Source organism: uncultured Streptomyces sp., assembly GCF_947488945.1.
Classification (GTDB): domain Bacteria; phylum Actinomycetota; class Actinomycetes; order Streptomycetales; family Streptomycetaceae; genus Streptomyces.
Map to the genome: position 1 here is coordinate 59,910 of NZ_CANLBS010000017.1, position 23,614 is coordinate 83,523.

21 protein-coding genes are annotated in these 23,614 nt (G+C 74.1%); 13 read left to right on the forward strand and 8 right to left on the reverse strand.

Annotated features, from left to right (window positions below):
• Positions 1 to 108 precede the first annotated feature (108 nt).
• The 5 genes from Q0994_RS24250 (at position 109) to Q0994_RS24270 (ending at position 5,039) form a co-directional block, all read left to right on the forward strand.
• A complete protein-coding gene (locus Q0994_RS24250; protein ID WP_299538275.1) occupies positions 109 to 645 on the forward strand; it encodes a GNAT family N-acetyltransferase in 537 nt (178 codons plus the stop codon).
• Between the two features lie 77 nt (positions 646 to 722).
• The gene (locus tag Q0994_RS24255) at positions 723 to 2,204 is read left to right on the forward strand and encodes an aminotransferase class I/II-fold pyridoxal phosphate-dependent enzyme (protein WP_299538277.1); all 1,482 of its coding nucleotides are present in this window, start codon (positions 723 to 725) and stop codon (positions 2,202 to 2,204) included.
• Between the two features lie 187 nt (positions 2,205 to 2,391).
• A complete protein-coding gene (locus tag Q0994_RS24260; RefSeq protein WP_299538278.1) occupies positions 2,392 to 2,679 on the forward strand; it encodes a polyprenyl synthetase in 288 nt (95 codons plus the stop codon).
• On the forward strand, positions 2,672 to 3,724 hold the full coding sequence (locus Q0994_RS24265; protein WP_299538279.1) for a polyprenyl synthetase family protein: 1,053 nt from the start codon (positions 2,672 to 2,674) through the stop codon (positions 3,722 to 3,724). The genes Q0994_RS24260 and Q0994_RS24265 overlap by 8 nt, the downstream gene beginning before the upstream one ends.
• A gap of 154 nt (positions 3,725 to 3,878) precedes the next feature.
• Positions 3,879 to 5,039, forward strand: a complete 1,161-nt coding sequence (locus Q0994_RS24270; RefSeq protein WP_299538281.1) for an oxygenase MpaB family protein — start codon at positions 3,879 to 3,881, stop codon at positions 5,037 to 5,039.
• A gap of 29 nt (positions 5,040 to 5,068) precedes the next feature.
• Here the strand turns inward: Q0994_RS24270 and Q0994_RS24275 are convergent, their stop codons facing one another.
• Together Q0994_RS24275 and Q0994_RS24280 are read right to left on the reverse strand one after the other, a co-directional pair.
• On the reverse strand, positions 5,069 to 5,743 hold the full coding sequence (locus tag Q0994_RS24275) for an HAD family hydrolase (RefSeq protein WP_299538282.1): 675 nt from the start codon (positions 5,741 to 5,743) through the stop codon (positions 5,069 to 5,071).
• A 136-nt stretch (positions 5,744 to 5,879) separates the two neighbouring features.
• The gene (locus Q0994_RS24280) at positions 5,880 to 6,449 is read right to left on the reverse strand and encodes a type 1 glutamine amidotransferase domain-containing protein (protein ID WP_299538283.1); all 570 of its coding nucleotides are present in this window, start codon (positions 6,447 to 6,449) and stop codon (positions 5,880 to 5,882) included.
• Between the two features lie 238 nt (positions 6,450 to 6,687).
• Here Q0994_RS24280 and Q0994_RS24285 point away from each other — a divergent pair, with 238 nt between their 5' ends.
• Complete coding sequence (locus Q0994_RS24285) at positions 6,688 to 6,897, forward strand: hypothetical protein (protein WP_299538284.1); 210 nt, start codon at positions 6,688 to 6,690, stop codon at positions 6,895 to 6,897.
• Between the two features lie 27 nt (positions 6,898 to 6,924).
• On the opposite strand, the gene Q0994_RS24290 is transcribed toward Q0994_RS24285, so the two are convergent.
• From Q0994_RS24290 to Q0994_RS24305, 4 genes are all read right to left on the reverse strand, one after another.
• Positions 6,925 to 7,272, reverse strand: coding sequence for a DUF6204 family protein (locus Q0994_RS24290; RefSeq protein ID WP_299538286.1), 348 nt, complete (start codon positions 7,270 to 7,272; stop codon positions 6,925 to 6,927).
• A gap of 173 nt (positions 7,273 to 7,445) precedes the next feature.
• Complete coding sequence (locus Q0994_RS24295; protein ID WP_299538288.1) at positions 7,446 to 7,799, reverse strand: VOC family protein; 354 nt, start codon at positions 7,797 to 7,799, stop codon at positions 7,446 to 7,448.
• An 87-nt stretch (positions 7,800 to 7,886) separates the two neighbouring features.
• Entirely contained in the window at positions 7,887 to 8,696 is an 810-nt protein-coding gene (locus Q0994_RS24300) for a class I SAM-dependent methyltransferase (RefSeq protein ID WP_299538290.1), read from the reverse strand.
• A 119-nt stretch (positions 8,697 to 8,815) separates the two neighbouring features.
• The gene (locus Q0994_RS24305) at positions 8,816 to 10,321 is read right to left on the reverse strand and encodes a bifunctional phosphatase PAP2/diacylglycerol kinase family protein (protein WP_299538292.1); all 1,506 of its coding nucleotides are present in this window, start codon (positions 10,319 to 10,321) and stop codon (positions 8,816 to 8,818) included.
• Positions 10,322 to 10,597: 276 nt separating this feature from the next.
• On the opposite strand from Q0994_RS24305, the gene Q0994_RS24310 reads away from it, so the two are divergent.
• The 4 genes from Q0994_RS24310 to Q0994_RS24325 all read left to right on the forward strand — a co-directional run bounded on the left by Q0994_RS24310 (position 10,598) and on the right by Q0994_RS24325 (position 14,660).
• Entirely contained in the window at positions 10,598 to 11,371 is a 774-nt protein-coding gene (locus Q0994_RS24310; RefSeq protein ID WP_299538294.1) for an IclR family transcriptional regulator, read from the forward strand.
• Positions 11,368 to 12,225: an SMP-30/gluconolactonase/LRE family protein gene (locus tag Q0994_RS24315; protein WP_299538296.1), complete on the forward strand. Its 858-nt coding sequence runs from the start codon at positions 11,368 to 11,370 to the stop codon at positions 12,223 to 12,225. Before Q0994_RS24310 ends, Q0994_RS24315 begins: the two co-directional genes overlap by 4 nt.
• A gap of 139 nt (positions 12,226 to 12,364) precedes the next feature.
• A complete protein-coding gene (locus Q0994_RS24320) occupies positions 12,365 to 13,603 on the forward strand; it encodes an aminotransferase class I/II-fold pyridoxal phosphate-dependent enzyme (RefSeq protein ID WP_299538298.1) in 1,239 nt (412 codons plus the stop codon).
• A 13-nt stretch (positions 13,604 to 13,616) separates the two neighbouring features.
• Positions 13,617 to 14,660, forward strand: coding sequence for an MBL fold metallo-hydrolase (locus Q0994_RS24325; protein WP_299538300.1), 1,044 nt, complete (start codon positions 13,617 to 13,619; stop codon positions 14,658 to 14,660).
• 15 nt (positions 14,661 to 14,675) lie between these two features.
• Here Q0994_RS24325 and Q0994_RS24330 read toward each other — a convergent pair whose 3' ends face one another.
• A complete protein-coding gene (locus tag Q0994_RS24330) occupies positions 14,676 to 15,794 on the reverse strand; it encodes a dipeptidase (protein WP_299538302.1) in 1,119 nt (372 codons plus the stop codon).
• Positions 15,791 to 17,128 carry an amidohydrolase family protein gene (locus tag Q0994_RS24335; RefSeq protein ID WP_299538304.1) on the reverse strand — a complete coding sequence of 446 codons (1,338 nt, stop codon included), beginning with the start codon at positions 17,126 to 17,128 and terminating at the stop codon, positions 15,791 to 15,793. The genes Q0994_RS24330 and Q0994_RS24335 overlap by 4 nt, the downstream gene beginning before the upstream one ends.
• A gap of 137 nt (positions 17,129 to 17,265) precedes the next feature.
• Between Q0994_RS24335 and Q0994_RS24340 the strand changes: the two genes are divergently transcribed.
• The 3 genes from Q0994_RS24340 (at position 17,266) to Q0994_RS24350 (ending at position 23,561) form a co-directional block, all read left to right on the forward strand.
• Complete coding sequence (locus tag Q0994_RS24340) at positions 17,266 to 18,063, forward strand: IclR family transcriptional regulator (RefSeq protein WP_299538306.1); 798 nt, start codon at positions 17,266 to 17,268, stop codon at positions 18,061 to 18,063.
• A 5-nt stretch (positions 18,064 to 18,068) separates the two neighbouring features.
• Positions 18,069 to 18,998, forward strand: coding sequence for an ornithine cyclodeaminase family protein (locus tag Q0994_RS24345; RefSeq protein ID WP_299538308.1), 930 nt, complete (start codon positions 18,069 to 18,071; stop codon positions 18,996 to 18,998).
• A gap of 237 nt (positions 18,999 to 19,235) precedes the next feature.
• Positions 19,236 to 23,561, forward strand: coding sequence for a LamG domain-containing protein (locus Q0994_RS24350; protein ID WP_363325569.1), 4,326 nt, complete (start codon positions 19,236 to 19,238; stop codon positions 23,559 to 23,561).
• Positions 23,562 to 23,614: the final 53 nt, after the last annotated feature.

Consider the following 23,614-nt stretch of genomic DNA (forward strand, 5'->3'; position numbering starts at 1 on the left):
CCGCACGGGGCGCGGGTGGGCACACTCCGGCCCACCCGCGCGTTTCCGTGTGCTTCCCGCCCGGTGGCGGGTTCTCGCCGGACGGGAGTCCGGTCGTAGGCTCCTCGGATGGATCATGATCATGTGGCGCAGGGCGAGCGGGTCGCGCTGCGCCGCTACCGCCCCGAGGACGAGGCCGAGTTCACCGCACGTGTGCGGGAGAGCCGCGCCCTGCACCGGCCCTGGCTGTTCCCGCCCGAGGACGCGGCCGGCTACGCCGCCCAGCTCGCCCGATTCCGTGACGACCCCGCCCGCGAGGGGTTCCTGGTCTGCGAACGCGCGGCGGGCGGAGCCCTCGCCGGATTCGTGCACATCAACAACATCGTGGCCGGGGCCTTCCGCTGCGGCGCACTCGGCTACGGCGCGTTCGCGCACGCGGCAGGGCGCGGCCTCATGGGCGAGGCGCTGCGGCTCGTCGTCCGCCACGCCTTCGGCCCGCTGGGGCTGCACCGGCTGGAGGCCAACATCCAGCCCGGCAACGCCCCCTCGATCGCGCTGGTCCGGCGGGCCGGATTCCGGCTGGAGGGGTTCTCGCCCGACTTCCTGCACATCGACGGAGCGTGGCGCGACCATGAGCGCTGGGCGATCACCGCGGAGACGACCTGAACCGGCCGGACCGTCCCTCCGGGGGCGCGGCGTCCGGCCGGTGATTGCCCGCAGCGGGCCGGGGGAAGACGTGGCACATGCGTACAGATCACAAGGAAGCACCTGTTCTGGAGGCCCTCGCCGCGTACCGGGACTCGGGCCATCTGGCGTTCTCGCCGCCCGGCCACAAACAGGCACGCGGCGCCGATCCTCAGGTGCGGGCGGTGCTCGGGGACGCGGTCTTCCACGGTGACGTCCTGGCCAGCGGCGGCCTGGACGACCGCAAGACCCGCAACCACATCCTGCTGCGTGCCGAACGGCTGATGGCCGATGCCGTCCACGCCGACCACACCTTCTTCTCGACCTGCGGCAGCTCTCTCTCCGTCAAGGCCGCGATGCTCACGGTCGCGGCCCCGCACCAGAAGCTCCTGGTGGGGCGTGACGCCCACAAGTCGGTGATCGCCGGGCTCGTCCTGTGCGGCATCGAACCGGTGTGGATCGAACCGCAGTGGGACGCCGAACGCGGTCTGGCCCACGCCCCCGCGCCCGAGGAGTACGAACGCGCCTTCGAGGCGCACCCCGACGCGCGCGGCGCCCTGGTCACCAGCCCCACCCCCTACGGCGCGGCCGCCGACCTCCGGGCGATCGCCGAGGTCTGCCACCGCCGCTCCCGCCCGCTGATCGTCGACGAGGCGTGGGGAGCGCACCTGCCCTTCCACCCCGACCTGCCCACCTGGGCCATGGACGCGGGCGCCGACATCTGCGTCACCAGCATCCACAAGATGGGCAGCGGCCTCGAACAGGGCTCGGTCTTCCACCTCCAGGGCGACCTGATCGACCCCGTCACCCTGGCCTCACGGGCCGACCTGCTGGGCACCACCAGCCCGTCGACCCTGCTCTACGCCGGCATCGACGGCTGGCGCCGCCAGATGGTGCTCGACGGCCACGCGTTGATCTCGCACGCCCTGAGGCTCGCCGCCTCGGTCCGCCAGGAGATCGAACAGATCGACGGCATGCACGTGAACGACGCCGACGACTTCTGCGGGCCCGGCCGGGCCACCGAGTTCGACCCGCTGCCCGTCGTCGTGGACCTCTCCGGTCTCGGCATCACCGGCTACCAGGCCGCCGACTGGCTGCGCGAGCGTCACCGTCTCGACATGCACCTGTCCGACCACCGGCGCATCAACGCGCAGATCACCCACGCCGACGACTCCACCACCACCAGCCGCCTGATCGCCGGACTGCGGGACCTCGCCCGCCACGCCGGGGACCTGCCCCCCGCACCGCGAGTGGTCGTCCCCGATCCCTCCGACCTGCGGCTGCAGCAGGCCCGACTGCCGCGAGACGCGTTCTTCGCCGAGACCGAGGACGTGCCGGTGGGCGAGGCCGAGGGCCGGATCGCCGCCGAGATGGTGACCCCGTATCCGCCGGGCATCCCGGTCGTCCTGCCCGGCGAACGCCTCACCGCGCCAGTGCTGGAATACCTCCGCTCGGGGGTGCGCGCGGGCATGAACCTGCCCGACGCGGCGGACGTCGAGCTGAACACCGTCCGGGTGTGCGTGGACGGCGACGAGGACTGAGGGACGGCGGAGCGGACTCGGGGCCGGCGCGGGGGCGGTCCCGGCGCGGAATCACTCGATCGGGCGCAATCGGTCCGCCGGAGACCTCCCGCCCCGTACCCCGGGACAGACTCGGGTGCGAGCACCGCACGAGACCGGCCGACCGGCCGGGTCCGGGGCGGTCGACGCGGTACGGGGGGAACACGCCGTGACACACGACGACGCGCGCGGGGGCGGACCGGCCGGGGACGCCGTGGCCCTGGCGGCCGGGCTGGCGGACATCGCCGTCACCACGCTGGGCAGCGCGGTGAGCGGGCTGACCGGGCTGCTGCGCCGGGCCGATCTGGGTGAACTGCTGGCCGAAGGCCGCCAGGACACCGAGGCGCGCGGCCGGTTGCTGCTCGGGCGGTACGTGGGCGTGCCCCCGGCCCACCTGGAGATCCTGGCCCGTTCCGTCCTCGCGGACGGCCGGCTCGGGGGCGGCGCGGGTGACTGACCAGGCGGAGCACGCCGCCCTGAAGGCCCGCGTCGACCGGGTGCTCGACGAGTTCGTCACCGCGGAGGCACAGGCGCTGGCGGACGTGGACGCCTCGCTGGGGCCGGTCGCCGAGCAGTTGCACGCCGCGACGGAGCACGGCAAACGGATCCGGGCGGCCTTCTGCTACTGGGGCTGGCGCGGGGCGGGCCAACCGGACGGTGAGGCCCTGCTGCGTGCGGCCTGCGCGGTCGAGCTGGTCCACGCGGCCGCCGTCGTCCACGACGACCTGATCGACCGCAGCCGCTCCCGGCACGGCCGTCCCACCGCGCACGTCGCCCTGCGCGCCGCCTTCACCCACGGCCCCCGGCCGAAGGCGGGCGCCCGCGCGCTGGCGCTGCTCACGGGCAACCTGCTGATGTCGATGGCCGGCCAGATGTTCACCGCCTCCGGCCTGCCCGGCGCCTACCTGGGCCGGGCCAGGCCGCTGTGGGCGGTCATGGCCCGTGAGCTGGTGGCGGGGGAGTGCCTGGAGATCCTGCGGGTCGGGGCCGAACCCGACCCGGCGGCCTCGGTCAAGGTGATCCGGTACAAGACGGCCAAGTACACCGTCGAACACCCGCTGCACCTGGGCGGCCTGCTGGCGGGCGCGCCGCCGGCGCTGCTCGCCGCGTACACCGGCTTCGGGGTGCCGTTGGGGGAGGCGTTCCAGCTCCGTGACGACCTGCTGGGCCTGTTCGGCGATCCGCAGCGCACGGGGAAGGACCCCGCCGACGACGTGGCGGGGAACCGGCCCACCGCGCTGATGGCGCACGCCCTGCGGTTCGCCGCCGAGGAGGAGCGCCGCGAGCTGCGGGCCCTCCTCGGCGGTGGCCGGCCCGACGAGGGTCAGGTCGAGCGGGTGCGGGAGATCGCCCGGAGCACCGGGGCCGTCGCCCGCGTCGAGGACATGATCGCGGCCCGGTCGCGGGCCGCCCACGAGGCGCTGGACGACGCCTGCCTGACCCCGGAGGCGCGCCGCGCGCTGTCCGGCCTGGCCGCCTTCGCCACCGCCCGCCACCACTGACCCGCGCCTCCCGATCCCGTGCCTCCCGGCCCTCCCGTACACCGGTCCCGCGCATCCGGACCTCCGCGTATCCCGGACCCGGCGCGTATCCCGGCCCTCCAGCCCGGCCCCGCCCATCCCGACCGACGAGTTCCGTATCCAGGGAGCAACGCCCATGTCCTACACCTCCGCGTCCATGGACGCGCTGCGCACCGCCGGGGACGAACTGGCCGACGCCACCGTGGCGACGCTGTTCGAGCGCGGCGAAGTGGGCACCTTCAACACCCTGATGCGGTACGTCTCCACGGCTGGTCAGGAACTCCCCGACGGACTGCCCGAGGTGGCGCGGGAGTACCTGCACGAGACCGGCGCGCCACCCTCCTGGGTGGACTGGTCCGAGATGGAGCGGGCCCGGCTCTTCTTCGTCGACAACAACGTGCACATCTCCACCGCGCTCTCCTTCGCGGCGATGCCCGCCTGCTACGTCGTGCCGCACATCGCGAAACTGCTGTCGGCCACCCACTCGCTGAAGTACCCCTCCAAGCGCATGGCGGAGACCGGGCAGTTCACCGTGTACCTGATGCGGCCCGACGCCTTCGAAGCCGGCAGCCGGTTCATCCCCGCCGCCCAGAAGGTCCGGCTGCTGCACGCCTCCATCCGCCACCACCTGAAACGGGAGGGGCGCTGGGACGTGGCTGCCGACGGCACGCCGATCTGCCAGGAGGACATGATGGGCGGGCAGATGATGTTCTCCGTCCAGGTCCTCGACGCGCTGCACCGCCTCGGCGTCCACATGAGCAACGAGGGCGCCGACGCCTACTACTACGCCTGGCGGGTCGTGGGGGCCATGCTCGGCGTCGACCAGGACCGGGCGCCCGCCGACCTCACGGCCGCCCGGCGGTTCTCGGACCTGTACATGACCCGGCACATGGGCCCGAGCGAAGAAGGCGTGCAGCTCACCCGCCAGCTGATCGACCTGTACGAGGAGGTGGTGCCGGGCACCCTGCTCGATCCCGTCGTGGGCGCCCTCGTCCGCTACCTGGTCGGCGACACGTGCGCCGACTGGCTGGGCGTGCCCCGCAGTCCCTGGGACACGGCGGTCAGGGCGGCCCCCGCCCTGTTGAACGTGCTGGAGACCATCGAGGACAGTTCCCCCCTCGGCGCGTGGGCGCTGGACCGCCTCGGAGACCTCACCACGCGCTTCGAACTCAGTTCGCTCACCCGCGGACGCGTGATGCACTACGCGATTCCGGAGCACCTGAAGGGCGACTTCGGGATCGACAACTCCGTGCCGCCGAAGAACCGTTGGACCCCGCCCCCGGCCACCGTCGGATGAACGCACGCCTTCGCTGCCGGTCCACCGCCTCAGCGGGTGCGCTCCAGCAGGGCGAACGGACTGGTGTCCAGACGGTCCAGCAGGTCGGCCACGTCGTCGTACACCGCCGCCGCACCCGCCTCGACGAGGTCCGAGCGGGGGATGCCGCCGCCGAGCACGGCGACGGAGGTCACCCCCGCCATGCCCGCGGCCTCCATGTCCCAGACGGTGTCGCCGACGAAGACCGCCTCGGCGGCGTCGGCGCCCGCCAGTTCCAGGGCGTGGGCCACCGGGTCGGGAGCGGGCTTGCCGGCCTCGACGTCGTCGGCGCTCGCGGTGGCCGCGATGACGTCGTCCGCGTCGACGGCCCCGCGCAGCGCGTCGAGTTCGGGGCCGGTGGCCGAGGTCGCCAGGACGATCGTCCAGCCGCGCCGGGCGAGCGCCCGCAGCAGGTCGGCGGCCCGGTCGAAGGCGGGGAGCCGGTCGAACCAGGTGCCGTAGAGCGTCGAGTGCGCGGCGCTGATCGCGTCGTCCTGCCCGGCGTCCCGGCCGGGGCCGAGGAGCCGGGAGATCAGGTCCCCGCCGCCGAGCCCCACCGCCCGGTGGATGTCGTGCATGGGGACGTGGTGTCCCGCCTGGCGGAACGCCTCCCACCACGCCACGACGTGCAGATGGTTCGTGTCGGCGAGGGTGCCGTCCACGTCGAAGATCGCCGCGCGTGCCATCCGTACCTCCCTGTGACCGGGCCCGGCTACCGGGCCGAGTACCGTCTCGCGCCCCGGCGGATGCGGCGCACGGCCGTGCCGTGCCGGGCCGTGCGGGGCGCGGCCCGCACGGTCCGGCGGCGCGGGTTGCCGCCGCTCAGCCCGCGCTCGGGGCGAGCGCCGCCTCGATCTCGCGCAGGAAGTCCGGCAGGTCGTCCGGGGTGCGCGAGGTGATGAGCGTGGAGGAGCCGGTGTCGTCGCTCACCACGGACTTGTCGACCCAGGTGCCGCCGGCGTTCTGGATGTCGGTGCGCAGCGAGGCGTACGACGTCAGGGTGCGGCCCTCGGTGAGGCCCGTCTCGACGAGCAGCCAGGGGCCGTGGCAGATGGCCGCGACCGGGCGGGCGGCGGACGAGAAGGCCCGCACGATCCTTTGGGCGTCGTCCTGGAGGCGCAGGGTGTCGGCGTTGAGCGTGCCGCCGGGGACCAGCAGCAGGTCGTAGGAGTCGGGGTCGACTTCGGGGAGCGTCAGGTCCGGCTGGACCGTCGCGCCCGGGTCCTTGTCGCCGACCAGTGTCCGGATGTCGTCCGTGGTCACCGCCGCGACGGTGACCGCCGCGCCCTTGTCGCGCAGGTGCTTCACCGGCACGACGAGTTCGTCCTGCTCGACGCCGTAGTTGGTGACGATCGCGAGTACGCGGCGGCCTTCGAATGTCTTCTCGGCCATGGGCCTTCCTTTCATCGCGTCGTGGAACGCGGGCCGGCGCGGCGTGGGCCCGTCGGCGCGTGTCCCCGTCTGTCGTCGTCCACTGTCCAGCCTTGCACGGCCGGGGCGGGGGACGCCAAAGGGGCGCATACCCCATGATCGGAAATTCGCACCTCGGCGAACGGGCGTATTTAGGGCATAACGTGCACCATGGGAAGAGCGGGGTGGTCATGCCCCGTACGCCGTACCGGAGGAAGCAGTGAGCAGGACCAGGAACATCGTCCAGGCCAAAGCCCGTCGGCTCAAAGGGATGATCAAGGAATCGGACGGGATCGCCCTCGGTGACGAGCGGCTGAGGACGGAGGGCCGGCGCGAGAAGGAAGCGGCACTGGCCCAGGAGCGCCGGGCCCGCGAGGGGGCGCCCCGCCCCGGACGCCCCCGCCGCCCGGAACACGCGCCCGGCGCCTGAGGGCGGTCGGGCCGGGCCCGCGGGGCGTCAGCCGGGTCCCCGGCGCCCCTTCCGGTTGATCTTCATCGTGTCCATGTCGGTCACGGTCGACCGCAACGGGCCGTGTCCGTAGCCCCTCCCGCGCAGGGTGGTCTCCACCCGGTCCTCGGCGAGGGCGCCGGCCATCTCGTCGCCGTCCTCGGAGTCCGAGACGACGACGTGGCGGAAGCTGAAGTGCTTCAGCGTCGCGTCGTAGGTGAACGACCCCTGTTCGGTGAACTGCATCGCGGTGAGCCCGTGGTCGGCCACCTCCGCCAGCAACCGGCCCCGCGCCTCGTCCGTGAGTCCGTCGAACGTCCCCCGCACGATCACCCGGTAGGTGTGCCGCGTCCCCATCGTGCCCGCCTTCCCGTGCGCGTGCCTCGCACGCCCCGCGCGTACTTCTGCCGTTCCCCCGACGGCGACCGCCGCCGACCGCCCAGGTTACGACGTGGGTGGCGGCGATCACGCGGAATATCGTGGCCGTCGGCTCCGGAGCGAACGGGCGGGCCGGGCCGCGCGGCCGGTGGTCAGGTGAGCGCGTTGCGGTCCACGTACTCGAAGACGGAGCCGTCCGGGTGGAGTGCGATCAGGTTCCGGCCGGCGGGGGTGGGCACGGGTCCCGCCACGATCCGGGCGCCGGCCCGGGTGAGCGCGGTGAGGGCGTCGTCCACGTCCTTCACGGCGATGGTCGCCGACACCTTGCGCAACACCTCCAGCTCGGACTCCGGGCCGCTCATCAGAAGGAAGCAGGCGATCGCGGCGACCGACACCCCGCCGCGCTCGAAGCGCAGCGCCCGGACGCCGGTGAGGTCCTCGTAGAAGGCCACCGCGGCCTCCAGGTCGTCGACGCAGATGCGCAGTGTGGTGCCGAGAATGTCCATGTCCACGAGGGTAGTTGCCGCCTGCGCCGTGTGTGATCTGTTCCGGGCGGACGGTCCGTGCGCGAGCGCGGTCCGTCCGCGGCGCGGTCAGGCCCGGCAGAGGATTTCGCCGTGCGGCACCATGAACCAGCCGTCCTCCTGCCGCCCCCAGTCGCGCCAGGCGTCGGCGATCGCCTCCAACTGCCCGGTGGTGGCGTGCCCGCCGCCGACGGCGATCCCGGCGTAGGAGGAGGCGGTCGTGCGCTCCGCCCACAGTCCGGACCACCATTGCCGGGTGTCCGGCGTGGCGTAGCACCAGGTGGACGCGCCGGGCGTGACGTCGGTGAAGCCGGCCTCGCGGGCCCAGGAGAGCAGCCGTCGGCCCGCGTCCGGCTCCCCGCCGTTGCCGCGGGCCACCCGCCGGTAGAGGTCCAGCCACCCTTCCATGCCCGGTACCTCCGGGTACCAGGTCATCGCGGCGAAGTCGCTGTCGCGCACCGCGACCACGCCGCCCGGCCGGCAGACCCGGCGCATCTCGCGCAGCGCCCGGACCGGATCGCCGAGGTGCTGGAGCACCTGGTGGGCGTGGACGACGTCGAAGGAGTCGTCGGGGAAGTCCAGCTCGTGCACGTCGGCGACGGCGAACGCCAGGTTGGTCAGGCCCCGTTCGGCCGCCGCCGCGGCCGCCCGGTCCAGGATCTCGCGGTGGGTCTCGACGGCCGTCACCACGCCGGGGGCCACCCGCGCCGCCAGGTCCGCGGTGATGGTGCCCGGCCCGCACCCCACGTCCAGCACCGACAGGCCGGGCCGGAGTTCGTCCAGCAGGTACCCGGCCGAGTTCTCCGCGGTGCGCCAGGTGTGGGAGCGGAGCACGGACTCGTGGTGCCCGTGGGTGTAGACGGCGGAATCCTTCGGCATGACCGGATCTCCTTGTTTCCAGGCGCTCTTGTGAGCACACCCGTCACGCTACGCCCGGATGTCGCATGATGAGATCCGTGTTTTGACATGTGAGACGCGCCTGCCGTGGGCGCGGCCCCTCAGGAAGACATCGGGCAGTAGACGGTCAGCGCCTCGGGAAGCTTGTCGATCACCAACTCCGAGTCCGCGTGCGCCACTTCGCCGTCATAGGCGTACGGGGTGCCCTGCGGCAGTCCGGCGATCCGGATGCGCTTGCGGCGCTCCGCGGCGTGGGCGGGCGAGCGGGTGATCGGCCCGGAGATCGCCGCGGCCAGCAGCCGCAGCGCGGGCCCCCGGCCGCCGTGCACCACCCGTACGTCCAGCAGGCCGTCGGCCAGGTTGTGCCGCCGGCCCGGTGCGGGACCCACCCGGCGGAACAGCCCGTTGCCGACGAACAGCAGCCACAACGGGCGCCGTTCGCCCTGGAGTTCCGCCTCCAGGGGGCGTTCTCCGCGCAGTACCTTCGCCGCGGCCAGCACCCCGGCGGGCCAGCCGCCGATGCGGGGCGCCCACTGCTCGCGGATCGACACCAGCTCCGGGTAGACGCCCAGGCTGAAGGCGTTGAGGAAGTACCCGGGCGCGCCGGAGGCTCCTGCGGGGCCGGGCCGGAAACGGCCGACGTCGACGCGCACCGCGGCCCCGCCCTTGAGCGCCAGGACCGTGTCGTGCACCGTCTCGATCCCCAGGTCGTACGCGAAGTGGTTGAGCGTCCCGCCCGGGAAGACCGCCAGCGGCACCTCGTGCGTCGCCGCCACCGAAGCCGCCAGGTTGACCGTGCCGTCCCCGCCGCAGACGCCCAGCACCTCGCCCTGCTCCACCGCCTCCTCCATCGCGGCCGGCAGGTCGGACGGAGCACACTCCATGATCACCGCGAGCGGCAGCACGTCCCGGATCAGCGAAGCCGTCGCGGCGGCCGAACCGGAGTTCCGGTTGACCACCACGACCAGCCCCGCGCCCTCCGGCAGCGCGGGCGCCTCGGCGGGAGGCCGGCCGGGAGCGGGCAACTGCCCGCGCGTGGGCACCACCCCGCGCAGGGCGAAGGCGGCGCCCACGCCGAGCGCCGCGCCCGCCAGCACGTCGCTCGGATAGTGCACTCCCGTGTAGACGCGGGAGGCGGCGACGGCCAGCGCCACCGGCGCGACCGCCGCGCCCCACCCCTTCGACTCCAGGGCCACGCCGGTCGCGAACGCGGCGGCGGACGCGGCGTGCCCGGACGGGAACGACGTGGTGACCGGCTGCCGCTTCAGCTGCCGTATCACCGGCACCATGTCGAGCACCGGCCGGTCCCGGCGCACCGCACCCTTGCCGACGGTGTTGATGGCGACCGAGGCCACCGCGAGCGACGCCACGCCGCGCAGCGCGGCCCGCCGGGCCCGCGCGCTGCCGCCCAGGGTGGCCATGCCCGCGGCGGCGCCGAACCACAGCAGCCCGTGATTGGCGCTGCGGCTCAGCCGGGGCAGGACCGGGTCGGCGCCCGGCCAGTGCCGCTCGGCGACGGTCTGGAACGCCGACAGGTCGCGGCTCTGCAACCAGCCGCGCATCCGGGTGGGAGAGGTGAGGGAACGGGGTACACGGCGTGACGACATGGCTCAGCGGATACCCCAGGAACGCCCGATGAACCAGCAGGCGCGCCGGGACGCGTGTCGCACCGCCCCCGTCGGCCCCGCCCGGAAACGCCCCCAGCCGGGGCATACCGGCTCCGCGGCCTTCGTCACGGTCATTGCCCGCCGGACGGCACCGGCGCTAGCCTCTGTTCGTCATACCGGCTGACGATCGAAGTTTCGAACAGCTCCGGTTCCGGGCCGGCCGGAACGGGCCGTACGGCGTGCCTGCGGCGAACGACGCACAAGGGGTGGGGAAACATGGGGCGACTCGTCCCTGCGGTGACCAGGGCGCTGGACGTGCTCGAACTCTTCCTGGAGGGCGACGGGACGCTGTCCGCACCCGAGGTCACCCGCCGACTGGAACTGCCGCGCACCACCGTCCACGAACTGCTGACCACCCTCGCGGCCCGCTCCTACCTGGTCACGGTTCCCGGCCAGCCCGGACGCTACCGTCTCGGGGTCCGCACCTACCAGCTCGGCAGCCGGTACGCCGAACAGCTCGACCTGGCCGCCGAAGGGCTCCAGGTCGCCCGCGAGGTCGCCGAGACGTGCGGCGAGACGGTGCACGTGGCGATCCTGGAGGACGCCGACGTCATCTACATCGCCAAGGTGGACTCCACCCACGCGGTCCGGATGGTGTCCGCCGCCGGCCGCAGGCTGCCCGCCCACTGCACCTCCGTCGGCAAGCTGCTGCTCGCCGCGCTGCCCGAGGCCGAACTCGAAGCCCGGCTCCGGGGCCGCGAGCTGGAGGCCATGACGGAGAACAGCATCACCGGCACCGAGGAGCTGCGCGCCGCGCTGGCCGAGATCCGGGAGCGGGGGATCGCCGTCGAGCACCGCGAGTCCAACCCCGACGTGTCCTGCGTCGCCGCCCCGGTGCGGGACCGCTCCGACCGGATCGTCGCCGCTCTCTCGGTCTCCGTGCCGATGAGCCGCTGGAGCGAGGAGCGCGAGGACGAACTGGCCCGCCTCGCCGCCAAGGGCGCCGACGCCCTCTCGGGGCGGCTCGGCCACCACGGGGGGCAGGCATGAGCGCCACCGCGATCGAGGTCGCGATACGGGCGGAGGCCGAACTCGGCGAAGGCCCCACCTGGGACGCCGCCACCGGACGGCTGCTCTGGGTCGACATCCTCGCCTCCCGCGTCCACACCTACGACCCCGCCGCCCCCGAGGGGCCGGGCCGCACCGAACTCGTCGCCCCGCAGCACGTGGGCGCGGCCAAGCCCCGTGCGGGCGGCGGACTCGTCGTCAACCTCCGTGACGGGATCGGGCTGTACGACGCGGCGGGCGCCTTCCGCTGGCTGGTCCAGGACCCGGTGCCGGGCCGGCGCGCCAACGACGCGGCCGTCGCCCCCGACGGGGCGCTGTGGGCCGGCACCATGCGCTACGACGGGGCGGAGGGCGGCGGCAGCCTCTCCCGCGTGGCACCGGACGGGACCGTCACCCGGGTCGCCACCGTGACCTGTGGAAACGGCACCGGCTGGAGCCCGGACGGACGGCTGATGTACCACATAGACACCCCCACCCGGCGGATCGACGTCTACGACGTGGACGGCGAACACGTCCGGAACCGCAGGCCGTTCGCCACCGTGGAACCGGGCGCCGGCCTCCCCGACGGACTCACCGTCGACGCCGACGGCTGCGTCTGGGTGGCCCTCTGGCAGGGCTCGGCGCTCCGCCGCTACACCCCCGGCGGCGCCCTGGACCGCGTGATCGGGCTGCCGGTGTTCCAGCCGACCGCCTGCGCGTTCGGCGGCCCCGGACTGCGCGACCTCTACGTCACCACCGCCCGCACCGGCCTGCGCGACCCGCAACCGCCCGCCGGTTCGGTACTGGTGCTCCCCGACGCGGGGGCCGGGCTCCCCACGCCCGCGTTCGCCGGCTGACCCCGCCGCGCCCCGGCCCGGACGGACCGCCTCCGGGCCGGTCCGTCCGGGCGGGCAGCCGCGCCGAAACCTCCGTATAAAGGCTCTGGGGGCGGCACGGCGACGACACGGGGGACGGCGGTCGGACGAGGAGGCACCGGTGGACCGGACCGAGCAGGGCCACCGGGGCGGTGCGCGCCAGGACCGCGGACCCGTCCGGTACGGCCCGCCCGCCCTGGACCCGGGGCTCCCCGTCCTGCCCCGCCTGGCCGGCCGGCTCGCCGCCGCCGCCCACGACCTCCACCCCGAGCCGCCGGGCGGCGGACCCGAGCTCCGCGGAGCGGCCTGCGGCTACTTCGCCCGCCGGGGCCTGCGCGGCGGCCCCGCACTGATCGCGGCGGCCCCCGGCGCGCAGCCCCTGCTGCTGGCCCTGATGGCCGCGCACGGCGGCGACGTCCTGATGCCCCGGCCCTGCCCCGCCACCTGGATGCCGCAGTCCCGGCTGCTCGGCCGGCCGTTCTACCACGTGCCCACACCCGCCGAGTGCGGCGGCGTCCCCGACCCCTACGCCCTGCTGGAGACGGTCCGCCGGGTCCGGGCGGAGGGCGGCCGGCCGCGCCTGCTGGTGCTCTCCGTCGCCGACGACCCGACCGCCACCGTCGCCCCGCCCGAGCTGGTCCGCGAGGCGTGCGAGGCGGCTGTCGGCGAGGGCCTGCACATCGTCAGCGACGAGACCTGGCGCGACACCGTGCACCGGTCGCGCGACACCGTGCTGATCGGCCCCGGCGACCTGTGCCCCGACGACGTCACCGTCCTCACCGACCTCGCCGGCTCGCTCACGCCCGCCGCCTGGCCGGTGGCGGTCGCCCGTTTCCCCGACACCGACCGGGCCGCGGCGCGCCACGCCCGCACCCTCGACGTGCTCACCGCCCTCGGCGCGCTCGTGGCCGTGCCGGTCGCCCGCGCCGCGACCGAGGCGCTCGGCGAGCCGGAGGACGTGGTCGCACGGGTCCGGCGGTCCGCGCTGCTCCAGGGGACCCTGGCGTCCGCAGCCCACCGGGCGGTGCTCGGCGCCGGGGCGCTGGCCAGGCCCCCGCAGGCCGGCCGCCACCTCTACGCCGACCTCGGACCGCTCCGCACCCGGCTGGCGACCCGCGGGGTGACGGACTCCATGGAACTGGAGGAGTACCTCGGCCGGCGGCTCGGCGCCCCCGCGCCGGGCGGGCACCGGTTCGGCGACGAACTGGGGGCGCTGCGGGTCCGCCTCGGCACCGCGCCGCTCTCCGGGGCGACCCCCGAGGAGCAGGAGGCCGCCCTCACCGCCGCGGAGCCCCTGGAATTGCCGCACGTCGCGGCGGCGCTGAGCATGTTCGCGAGCGCCTTCGACGAACTCCGATGACAGGAGCCTCCCGATGACCGAGCAGTCCGGGGGTACGAACGCCGCCGCGCGGGCCCCCCTGCCGTCCGGACCCGACGCCCGGCCCCTGCCGGGCGCGGACCCCGGAGCGCGCCCGCCGCAGGACCCGCGGGTGTGGCCCCGGTCGTTCGCCGACCGGCTCACCGCACCGCTGCCCGGTGTCCGGGCCATGGCCCGGCTGGTACGGGAACGCTCCCTGCGGCCCGGCGCCGAAGGGCTGCGCGGCATCAGCCGGCTGCCCTACGCGCCCGCGCCGCTGCCCCGCACCAACGCCCCGACCGTCACCTGGGCCGGTCACGCGAGCTGGGTGGTACGGCTCGGCGGCCTGACGGTGCTCACCGATCCCGTCTGGTCCCGGCGCATCGTCGGCACGCCCGCCAGGATCACCCCGGTGGGCGTGCGCTGGGAGGACCTTCCGCCGGTCGACGCGGTCGTCATCAGCCACAACCACTTCGACCACCTCGACGCACCGACCCTGCGCAGGCTGCCCCGGGACACCCCGCTGTTCGTCCCTGCCGGGCTCGGCCGCTGGTGCCGCCGCCGGGGGTTCACGCGGGTCACCGAGCTGGACTGGTGGGAGGGGGCGGAGCTCGGCGGCGTCCGCTTCGACTTCGTCCCCGCCCACCACTGGTCCAAGCGGACCCTGTTCGACACCTGCCGGTCCCTGTGGGGCGGCTGGGTGCTGACCGACGTGCGGGGCACCGGGCGGCGGATCTACTTCGCCGGCGACACCGGGTACGGCCACTGGTTCGCGGAGATCGGCCGCCGCCACCCCGGCGTCGACCTGGCGTTGCTGCCGATCGGCGCGTACGACCCCCGGTGGTGGCTCTCCGACGTCCACACCGACCCGGAGGAGGCGGTGCAGGCGTACGAGGACCTCGGCGCGCGGGCCATGGCGCCGATGCACTGGGCGACGTTCCTGCTGTCCGCCGAACCGGTGCTGGAACCGCTCAGCCGGCTGCGCACCGCGTGGAAGCGGGCCGGACACCCGCGCGAGAACCTGTGGGACCTGCCGGTCGGCGGCTCCCGCGAGGTGTGACCCCGCTCCGCGCGGTCAGCCCCAGACACGCTCCGCGTAGTGCGCGAAGTTGCGGCCGAGCACCTTCTCGATGCGTTCGGAGCCCCACCCCTCGCGCTCCAGCAGGCCGATCAGCTTGCGGAACTGGTCGACGCCGCGCAGGTCCACCACGAAGGGATAGGTGTCGGCGCGCTCGCCGGCCGCGCCGACCCCGGCGGCCTGCCGCTCCGCCACGTGCTGGGCGAGCTTCTCCCGGTAGGCGTCCAGGTCGTCGACGGCCGTCACCGGTCCGTCGGTGCCGATGCCGACGGCGTCCTCCCCGCAGACGTTCACCGCGTGCACCAGGTGCGCCACGACGTCGTCGGCGGTGGCGTGGCCGGTGACGTTCAGGAAGGGCATGAAGTACACGCCGACGAAGCCGCCGCGCGAGGCGACCAGCCGCAGCTCTTCGTCCGTCTTGTTGCGGGGCAGGTCGGTCACGGCACGGCAGCCCGTGTGGTTGATCGACACCGGCACGGAGGAGATCCGGGCCGCTTCCAGACAGGTGTTCTCGCCGCTGTGCGAGAGGTCGACCATCATCCGGCTCTCGTTGACCGCCTCGACCACCTCCCGGCCGAACGGCGTCAGCCCCCGGTTCTCCGGGGCCATCGACCCGTCGCCCAGGTGGTTGGCCTGGTTGTACGTCAGCTGGAAGACGCGCACCCCGCGCCGCTGGAACTCCGCGATCCGCCCGAGGTCGTCGCCGACGGCCACGCCGTTCTGGAAGCCGTAGATCACACCGACACGGTCCTCGTCGCGCGCCCGGTACAGGTCCGCGGCGGTGCGGACGTGCAGCAGGTCGTGCGGGCGGGAGCGGATCAGCTCGTCCCAGACGCCGATCTCGTGCAGGGTGTGCGCGTAGGGCTCCAGGTCGCCCATCACATAGCCCAGGGTGATGTTGACCGCGTGCACGCCGGAGGCGCGCGCGTCCGCGACGGCCCGGTCGTCGATCGCCATCTGGTCGATGCCCTGAAGGAGCCCGCCCGCGCTCTCGGCCGCCTCGGCGGCGTTCGGGTTCTCCAGCCCGCCCAGGGCGTTGACGATCAGCATGCCGTCCCGGGGCCGCCGTGCGGGGGCGGCCGGGGCCGGCTGCGTCTGCGTGGTCCGTACCGTCATCGGGGTCCGGTTCCTTCCCGGTCGGCGGACGCGGGGGTGAAGTCCGCCCGGTCCAGGGGGAGTCCGCGCTTGACCACCAGGGTGATGTCGCGCAGATTGCGGATGTCGGCCAGCGGGTCGCTGCCGAGCACCACGAAGTTGGCGAGTTTGCCGTCGGCGACGGTGCCCATGGAGTCCGCCGCCCCGATGGCGAGCGCGCCGCCCAGCGTCGCCGCCCGGATCGCCCGGGAGGCGGGCAGGCCGCAGCGCTCGACCAGGAACACCAACTCGTCGTGCAGCGAGGGGAACGCCTCGCCCGGCGCGCTCTCGTAGTCGGTGCCGGTGGAGATCTCCACCCCGGCCCGGTACGCCTGTGCGGTGAGCGCCGCCGACAACTCGGCGTTGGCGCGGGCGCGTTCCTTCTCCTGCGGGGTGTCGGCGTCCTGGGCCAGCCAGTCCCACAGGGCGTTGGTGGCGTCGAGGACGGTGCCGCGCTCCCGCATCCGGGTGAACAGCGCCGCCATCTCCGGGTCGTCTCCGGACGCGAACCGGGCGTGGTCCACCGGCGGCTTGTCCTGGTAGCTGGTCAGCGCCCGGCCGGCGAACTCGTGCACCAGCAGGTGGACGTGCGAGACGACGTCCACCCCGGCGTCCACCACCTCGCCCGGCGAGGCGGGGAAGACGGCGGCGTGCGCCCAGACGCCGAGGCCCTGCCGGTGCGCCTCGGCGGTCAGGGCGGCCACCGTGGCCCCCGGCAGGTCGGCGTAGATCTTGATCGCGGTGGCGTAGGTGCCCCGGGCGACGGCGATCGCCAGCGGCAGGTCGGTCTCCTCCGTGATGGCCTGCATCCACGGCACGTGTCCGGGGACCGCGCCCTGCGAGACCTGCCAGGTGCGCGGGTCGACGAAGAAGCCGGGACCGGCGGTCAGCGCCGCGTAGTGGATGTCGGGGCCGGGGATCTCGCCGACCAGGGTCGCCCGCGCCAGGTCGGAGACGTGCCGCAGGTCGTCCGCCATGTCGCGGATCGCGGTCACGCCGCCGTAGACCTGGCGGCGCAGCACGGCCTCGGCGACCGGACGGTTCGGCGGGGTGGCGAGGTGCTGGTGCGAGTCGATCAGGCCGGGTACGACGTACGAGCCCCGGAGGTCGACGATCCGTGCCTCGGAGAGCACGGACACCGGGATCTCGCCGTCCGGCGCGACCGTCCTGACGCGGTCGCCGTCCACCACGACCGAGACGCCGGACCGGGCCGGGCCGCCGGTGCCGTCGATCAGGGTGGCGCTCCGGTACAGCACGACCGTGCCCTCCGCCGGGGCGGCGAACGGAGTCGGGGCGGGGAGATCCTCGTGAGCCATCGGGTCACACCTTTCCGTGCCCGCGCTGCGACCGGACACCAACAAGAGAATTACATCTGCTGTAACATCTGTTACGGCAGTCGGAACATACGCTACCGTGCGGGTACGACGTCGGGTAAGGGAAGCGGGTGGTCGGGTTGGCGAGATCGGCGAGTTCGGCGGTCGACAAGGCGCTGGATCTGGTCGAGGCGGTCTCGCGCGCCGACCGGCCGCTCCGGCTCAGCGAGGTCGCCGACGCGGTCGGACTGCACCGCCCCACCGCCTACCGGGTCCTCGCCGACCTGGTGCGCCGGGGCTGGGTGCTGCGCACCGGGGACCACTACCTGCCGGGGGCGGCGGCGCTGCGGCTGTCCCGGACCGCGGCCGCGCGCTCGCTGGCCACCCTCTCCCGCCCGGCCCTGGAGGAACTCGCCGCGCGGACCGGGATGATGGCCAACCTCCAAGTGCTCGAACACGACCGGTCCCGGGTGATCGACGTGGTCCGGCCGGCCCGCCTGGAGATGATCAGCCTGCTCGGCGACCAGGCCCTGCCCGTGCACCGGTTCGCCGGACCGCTGGCCCTGGTCGCCGCCCTGGAGCCCGCGGCGCGCGGCCCGTACCTGCGTCCGGCGGAGGCGGACGGCCACCCGATGACCGGTCCCGACGGGCTGCTCGCGGACCTGGAGCGGGTCGCCCGCACCGGCTTCGCGGTGGAGCGCGGACGCAACGAGGCGCTGGTCGCCTCCGTCAGCCGGGCGGTGGTGCCCGAGCCGGGGAGGCCGCTGTGCGCGCTGACCGTCGTCGGGCCCGACGCGGAGTTCGGCGAGGACGCACTGGTGGAACTGCGCGCGGCGCTCGCCGCGGCGACGGACGCCGTCGCCACCGCCCTCGGCGTGCCCGCCGCCCCGGACGACGAACCGACCACGACGGACACGCCCGTCCCGGAGGGGGATTGAGCCGCATGCTGGTACTCGACGCCGAACGGACCCGGGCCTGTCTCGACCCGGACCGGCTGGCAGAAGCGCTGACCACCGCCCTGGTGTCCGTCGCGCGGGGTACCGCGTCCGCGCCGCCCCGGGTGGCCGCCGAGGCCCCGGCCGGGCTGCTCGGCGTGATGCCGGCCCACGTCCCCGGCCTCGGCCTGGCCGCGAAGCTGGTCTCCGTCTTCGCCGACCCGGCGCACCCCGGTCGCAGCACCCACTGGGGCGTGGTCGTCCTGTTCGACGAGCAGGACGGCCGGCCGCTCGCCGTGATGGACGCCGAGGCGGTCACCGCCGTGCGTACCGCCGCCACCGCCACGCTGGCCCTGCGCGCCCTCGGCCCGGCCGAGCCGCGCCGGATCGCCGTCATCGGCACGGGGGTCCAGGCCGGCGCTCAACTCGACCTGCTGGCACGGTACTTCGCGGACACTCCGGTCGTCGTCGGCGGCCGGGACCCGGCGCGGGCCGGTGCGCTCGCCGCGCGCCACCCGCGGGCGGCCGCGGCCGGCGTCGAGGAGGCGGTGCGGGGCGCCGACGCGGTGCTCTGCTGCACCGGCGCCCGCACCCCGGTGCTGCACCGCACCTGGCTGGCCGACGGCGCCCACGTCGGCTCGGTCGGCGGCTCCCACGGCCCCGAACTCGACCCGGCCACCGTCCGGGACGGCTCGCTGTTCGTGGAGTGGCCCGGCGCCGTCACCGCCCCGCTCCCGGCCGGCGCCCACGAACTCCAGGGCCTGCCGCCCGGCCGGGCGACCACCCTCGGTGCGGTCCTCGACGGCGCCCACCCCGGCCGCCGCGCCTCCGGCGAGCTGACCGTCTTCAAGTCCACCGGCCACGCCGCCCTCGACGTCGCCGCCGCGTCCGTCGTGTACCGCGCGGCGCTGGAGGGGGAGGGGGCCGTGCTGTCCTGAAGGCGGGGACGGCGGCCGGAAGGCGAAGAGAGGGTTGCTGCTACCGGTCCCGCGCCGACGCGAGATGGCGTCGAAGTGAACGGTGCGCAAGGGGAGTTCATCGTTCCGGGGAACGGAATTCGCGCTTCCGACCCGCGGCGCTCATAAGTTTTCTCCGCTCAGTGATCTTGTGTCGAGGGTGGGGGAGTGCGACGGATGCGGTTCGGTGCCGGAAGACGTGGGAGAACGGGCAGGGGGGTGGCGCTCGGCGTGGGCGTCGCCCTGGCGGCGGGGCTGCTGCAGATGGGAGCGCTCCCGCAGGCCGTGGCGGCCGGCCCGCAGCCCGCCGCGCGGGCCGTGCAGTCCCCGACGGCCCCGGCGGAGGGACCCGGTGCCATGGCGGCGGCCTCCGAGGACGAGGCGTTCGCCGCGGCGGCCCGGACCGGCCGGAAGGTCGAGGTGGCCTCCCTGCGGGGGGAGAGCAGCGAGGTCTGGGCCACCCCTGAAGGCGACCTGGAGGCGCGGGAGTACCTGCGCCCGGTGCGGACCCGGATCGACGGCGAGTGGCGGCCGATCGACACGGATCTCGCCCCGTCCGGCGACGGGATGGTCGCTCCCGGCGCCGCCACCGTCGGTCTCGGGTTCTCCGGCGGCGGCGAGAAGGTTCCGCTCGTGCGCATGGAGCGGGCCGGGCGGACGCTGGAGCTCGCGTGGCCCGGCGCCGTCCCCGCGCCCCTGCTTGACGCGAGCATGGCAACATATGCGGACATCCTGCCGGACGTCGACCTGCGGCTCACCGCGCTCGTCGACGGTTTCACGCAGCTGCTCGTGGTCAAGTCGGCCGAGGCCGCACGGAGTCCGGAACTCGCCGCGCTGCGGCTGCGGCTCAGCGCCGACGGCATGGCGGTCGAGGAGACCGCCACCGGCGGCCTGCGGGCGGTCGACGAGGGCGCGGGCGGTGTCGTCTTCGAAGCGCCGACCCCGGTGATGTGGGACTCCAGCGGCGGCGGCCAGGCCGCCGAGGGCGCCGAAGGCGCGTCCACGGCCTCCCTCGCCCGGACGGCGACCGCCGCGGAGCCCGCGGCCGGCGCCGAGGACCCGGCCGCCGGAGAGTCCGGCCGCCTGGAGCAGGTCGGCGTGGACATCGCCGGGGACGGCGCCGAACTGGTCCTCACCCCCGACCACGACCTGCTGACCGGATCCGGCACCGTCTACCCCGTCTACATCGACCCCCAGTGGTATTCCCCGAAGGCCACCTCCTGGACCATGGCGTCCAGGTACTGGGCGAGTTCCCCGCAGTGGAAGTTCAACGGCGAATCGGACGCGGGCCTCGGCTACTGCGGCTGGGCCTACTGCGCGCCCTACGACGTGAAGCGGCTCTTCTACCAGATCCCGACCACCAGGTTCGCCGGCCGGACCATCCTCTCCGCCGAGTTCGTCGTCCGCGAGACCTACGCGGCCTCCTGCGACAACCGCGAAGTGCAGATCTGGCGCACCAAGGGCATCAACTCCTCCACCACCTGGAACAGCCAGAACGCCTCCGGCTTCTGGGCCGACCATCTGCAGACCCGCAGCTTCGCCCACGGATACGACGGCTGCGCCGCGGCCGACGCCGAGTTCGACGTCAAGTCCGCGGTGGCACAGGCCGCGGCCGCCAAGTGGTCGCAGATCACCTTCGGGCTGCGGGCCACCAGCGAAGACGACCGCTACACCTGGAAGCGGTTCTCCGACGACGCCTACCTGCGCGTGCGGTACAACCGCGCCCCCGACAAGATCAAGCTGTCGCAGCTCACCATGAGCCCCGGCGGACCGTGCGTGGCCTCGGACAAGATGGTCCGCATCCGCTCCACCGCGACGGTCCGCGCCAACAACGTCACCGACCCCGACGGGGACACCGTCTCCGTGCAGTTCCAGGCGTCCTGGGACTCGGGCGACGGAGCCGGGTGGAAGGCCCGCTACACCTCGGCCCGCACCACCGCCAAGAAGAGCGGGTCGGACTTCTCCCTGGTGCTGCCCGGCAGCATCCCCAAGAACAGGCACGTCGACTGGCACGTCCGCTCCTACGACGGAGCGCAGTGGTCGGCGTGGAGCTACACGGGCGCCCACGGCTGCCACTTCATGTACGACACGTCCGTGCCCGTCGGCCCGGTGATCGACTCCGCCCAGTACGGGGAGTCCGATCCCGACCATCCCGACGACCCCTGGTGGGACGGTGTCGGTAGGTACGGCACCTTCTCCGTGGACACCACGTCCACCGACGTCACCAAGTACTGGTTCGGCGTCAACGCGGCGCCCAGCAGCGCCCACACGCTCACCACCACGGGCGGCGGGCTCAAGACGATGACCTTCATGCCGACCAGGCCCGGCGTCAACTTCATCACCGCGCAGGCCTTCGACGCCGCCGGCAACGGCTCGGAACCCACCACGTACACCTTCCGCGTCCGCTCCGGCCAGCCCGACCGGCTGACCTGGCAGATGGACGAGCAGGCGGGGGCGACCGCCGTGGCCGGAGCGGGCGGCGCCTGGCCGGCCGCGCTGCACGGAGCCACGCCCGGCGGCGCCGGCGTGTCCGGCAAGGCCCTCGGCTTCGACGGCGTCGACGACTGGGCAGCCAGCGATTCGCCCGTACTCAACACCGGCAAGAGCTTCTCGGTGTCCCTGTGGGCCAAGCTCCCCGGCACCGATCCGGGCCGCCCGGTCATCGCGCTGTCCCAGTCCGGCCAGAACAACAGCGGCTACGAGATCTACTACTCCTCCGCCCTGGGCGGCTGGGTGTTCCTGCGGCACTCGGACGACGCCGCCTCCGGAAGCACCTCCACCCGGGCCGTCCAGCCGCCCTGTGCCACCGGTGACACCGCCTGCACCACCGCCCGGCTGGGGCAGTGGACCCACCTCGTCGGGGTCTTCGACAACCCCAACCACCTGCTCAAGCTGTACGTGAACGGCAAGCTGGCCGGCACCGCCCCGTACACCAACCCCTGGGACGCGCGGGGCGGAACCCTGATGGGTGCGGCACGCCACTGGGGTGAACTCGCCAACTTCTTCCCCGGCACCCTCGACGACGTCCAGCTCTTCGACTACCAGCTCACCGACCCGCAGGCCGCCCGGCTCGCGACCGGGCAGCCGGCGAACACGGGCCGTCCGGCCAAGCTGGTCCTGCCCCTGGACGAGGAGGCGGGAGCCACCGAGGTGACCGGCCGCGGCCAGGCGGCCGACGCGACGCTGAAGGGCGGCGCCGTCACCGGAACCACCGGGGTGAGCGGACGGGCGGTGACCTTCGACGGCGTCGACGACCACGCCACCACCGGCCGCCCCCTGCTGGACACCTTCCAGAGCTTCGCGGTCTCCACCTGGGTGCGGCTACCGAAGGACAAACCGGCCAGAGCGATGACCGTGGCGTCACAACTCGGCTCCGTGCGACGCAATTTCGAGCTGTACCACTCCTCCGCCCTCGGCGGCTGGGTGTTCTCCCGGACCGACGCCGACACGGCCGACGCCGCCATCGTCCGCGCCACCCAGACCGCCTGTCCCGAGAACACCAACTGCGCCGCGGGCCGGTTCGGCGAGTGGAACCACGTCGTGGGCGTCTACGACGCCGACGCCGGCAGACTGCTGCTCTACGTCAACGGCGTGCTGCAGGCCAGCACCGCCTTCACCGCCCGTCTGTCGTCCGAGGGGCCGCTCACCATCGGCAGCGGCCTCGACCCGAACGGCACGGTCACCAGCCCGCTCAAGGGCGACACCGACGACGTACGGCTGTACGACCGCGCCGTCTCCGGCGACGAGGTCCGCCAGCTGTTCAAGCAGCGTCCCCAGGTGGGCTCCCGCTGGAAGTTCGAGTCGGCCGCCGGCACCCCGCCGGCCACCCCCGACGCGTCGGCGGCGGGCGCCGGGATGACCCTCTACAACGGGGCCGCCACCGGATCGGGCTGGGTGGACGGCGGCCTCACCCTGGACGGCGTCAACGACTACGCGGCCACCGCCACCGGCGTGCCCACGGTCGACACCGGCGCCAGCTTCACCGTCAGCGCCTTCGTCCAGGCCGCCGCCCAGCCCACCGGGAACGTCACCCTGCTCAGCGCGCCCGGCACCACCAGGAGCGCCCTCGCCGTCCGGTACGTGCCCGGCGCGGCGGCGGACGGCGACCCCGGACGCTGGCGCATCGAGACCGCCGACGCCGACAAGGCCGACGCCCTCACCACCCAGGTCGACAACGGTCAGTTCTTCACCGTCCAGGAATGGACCCACCTCGCGGTCGTCTACGACGGCTTCGCCCGCGAACTGCAGCTCTACGTCAACGGCGAACTGCAGGACGTGGCGTGCGCGGACACCGACGAGAACGGCGAGCCGGACGTGTCCGGCTGCACCGACACCGACTCCTCCGGTGAGGACGTCGTGACGTTCAAGGCCACGCAGAACCTCCAGCTCGGCCGCGCGAAGACAGGTGCGAGCACCTGGGGCGAGTACTTCCCCGGCACCGTGTCCGACCTCTGGACCTTCCAGGGGGCTCTCACGCCCACCCAGATCAGCCATCTCGCCGTCGGCATGCCCGGCGTGGAGACCGCCGTGCCCAGCGGCGACTGACCCCGTCCGCCCGCCGGACCACCCGCACCCGCCGCCCGACAGGCGGCGGGCGC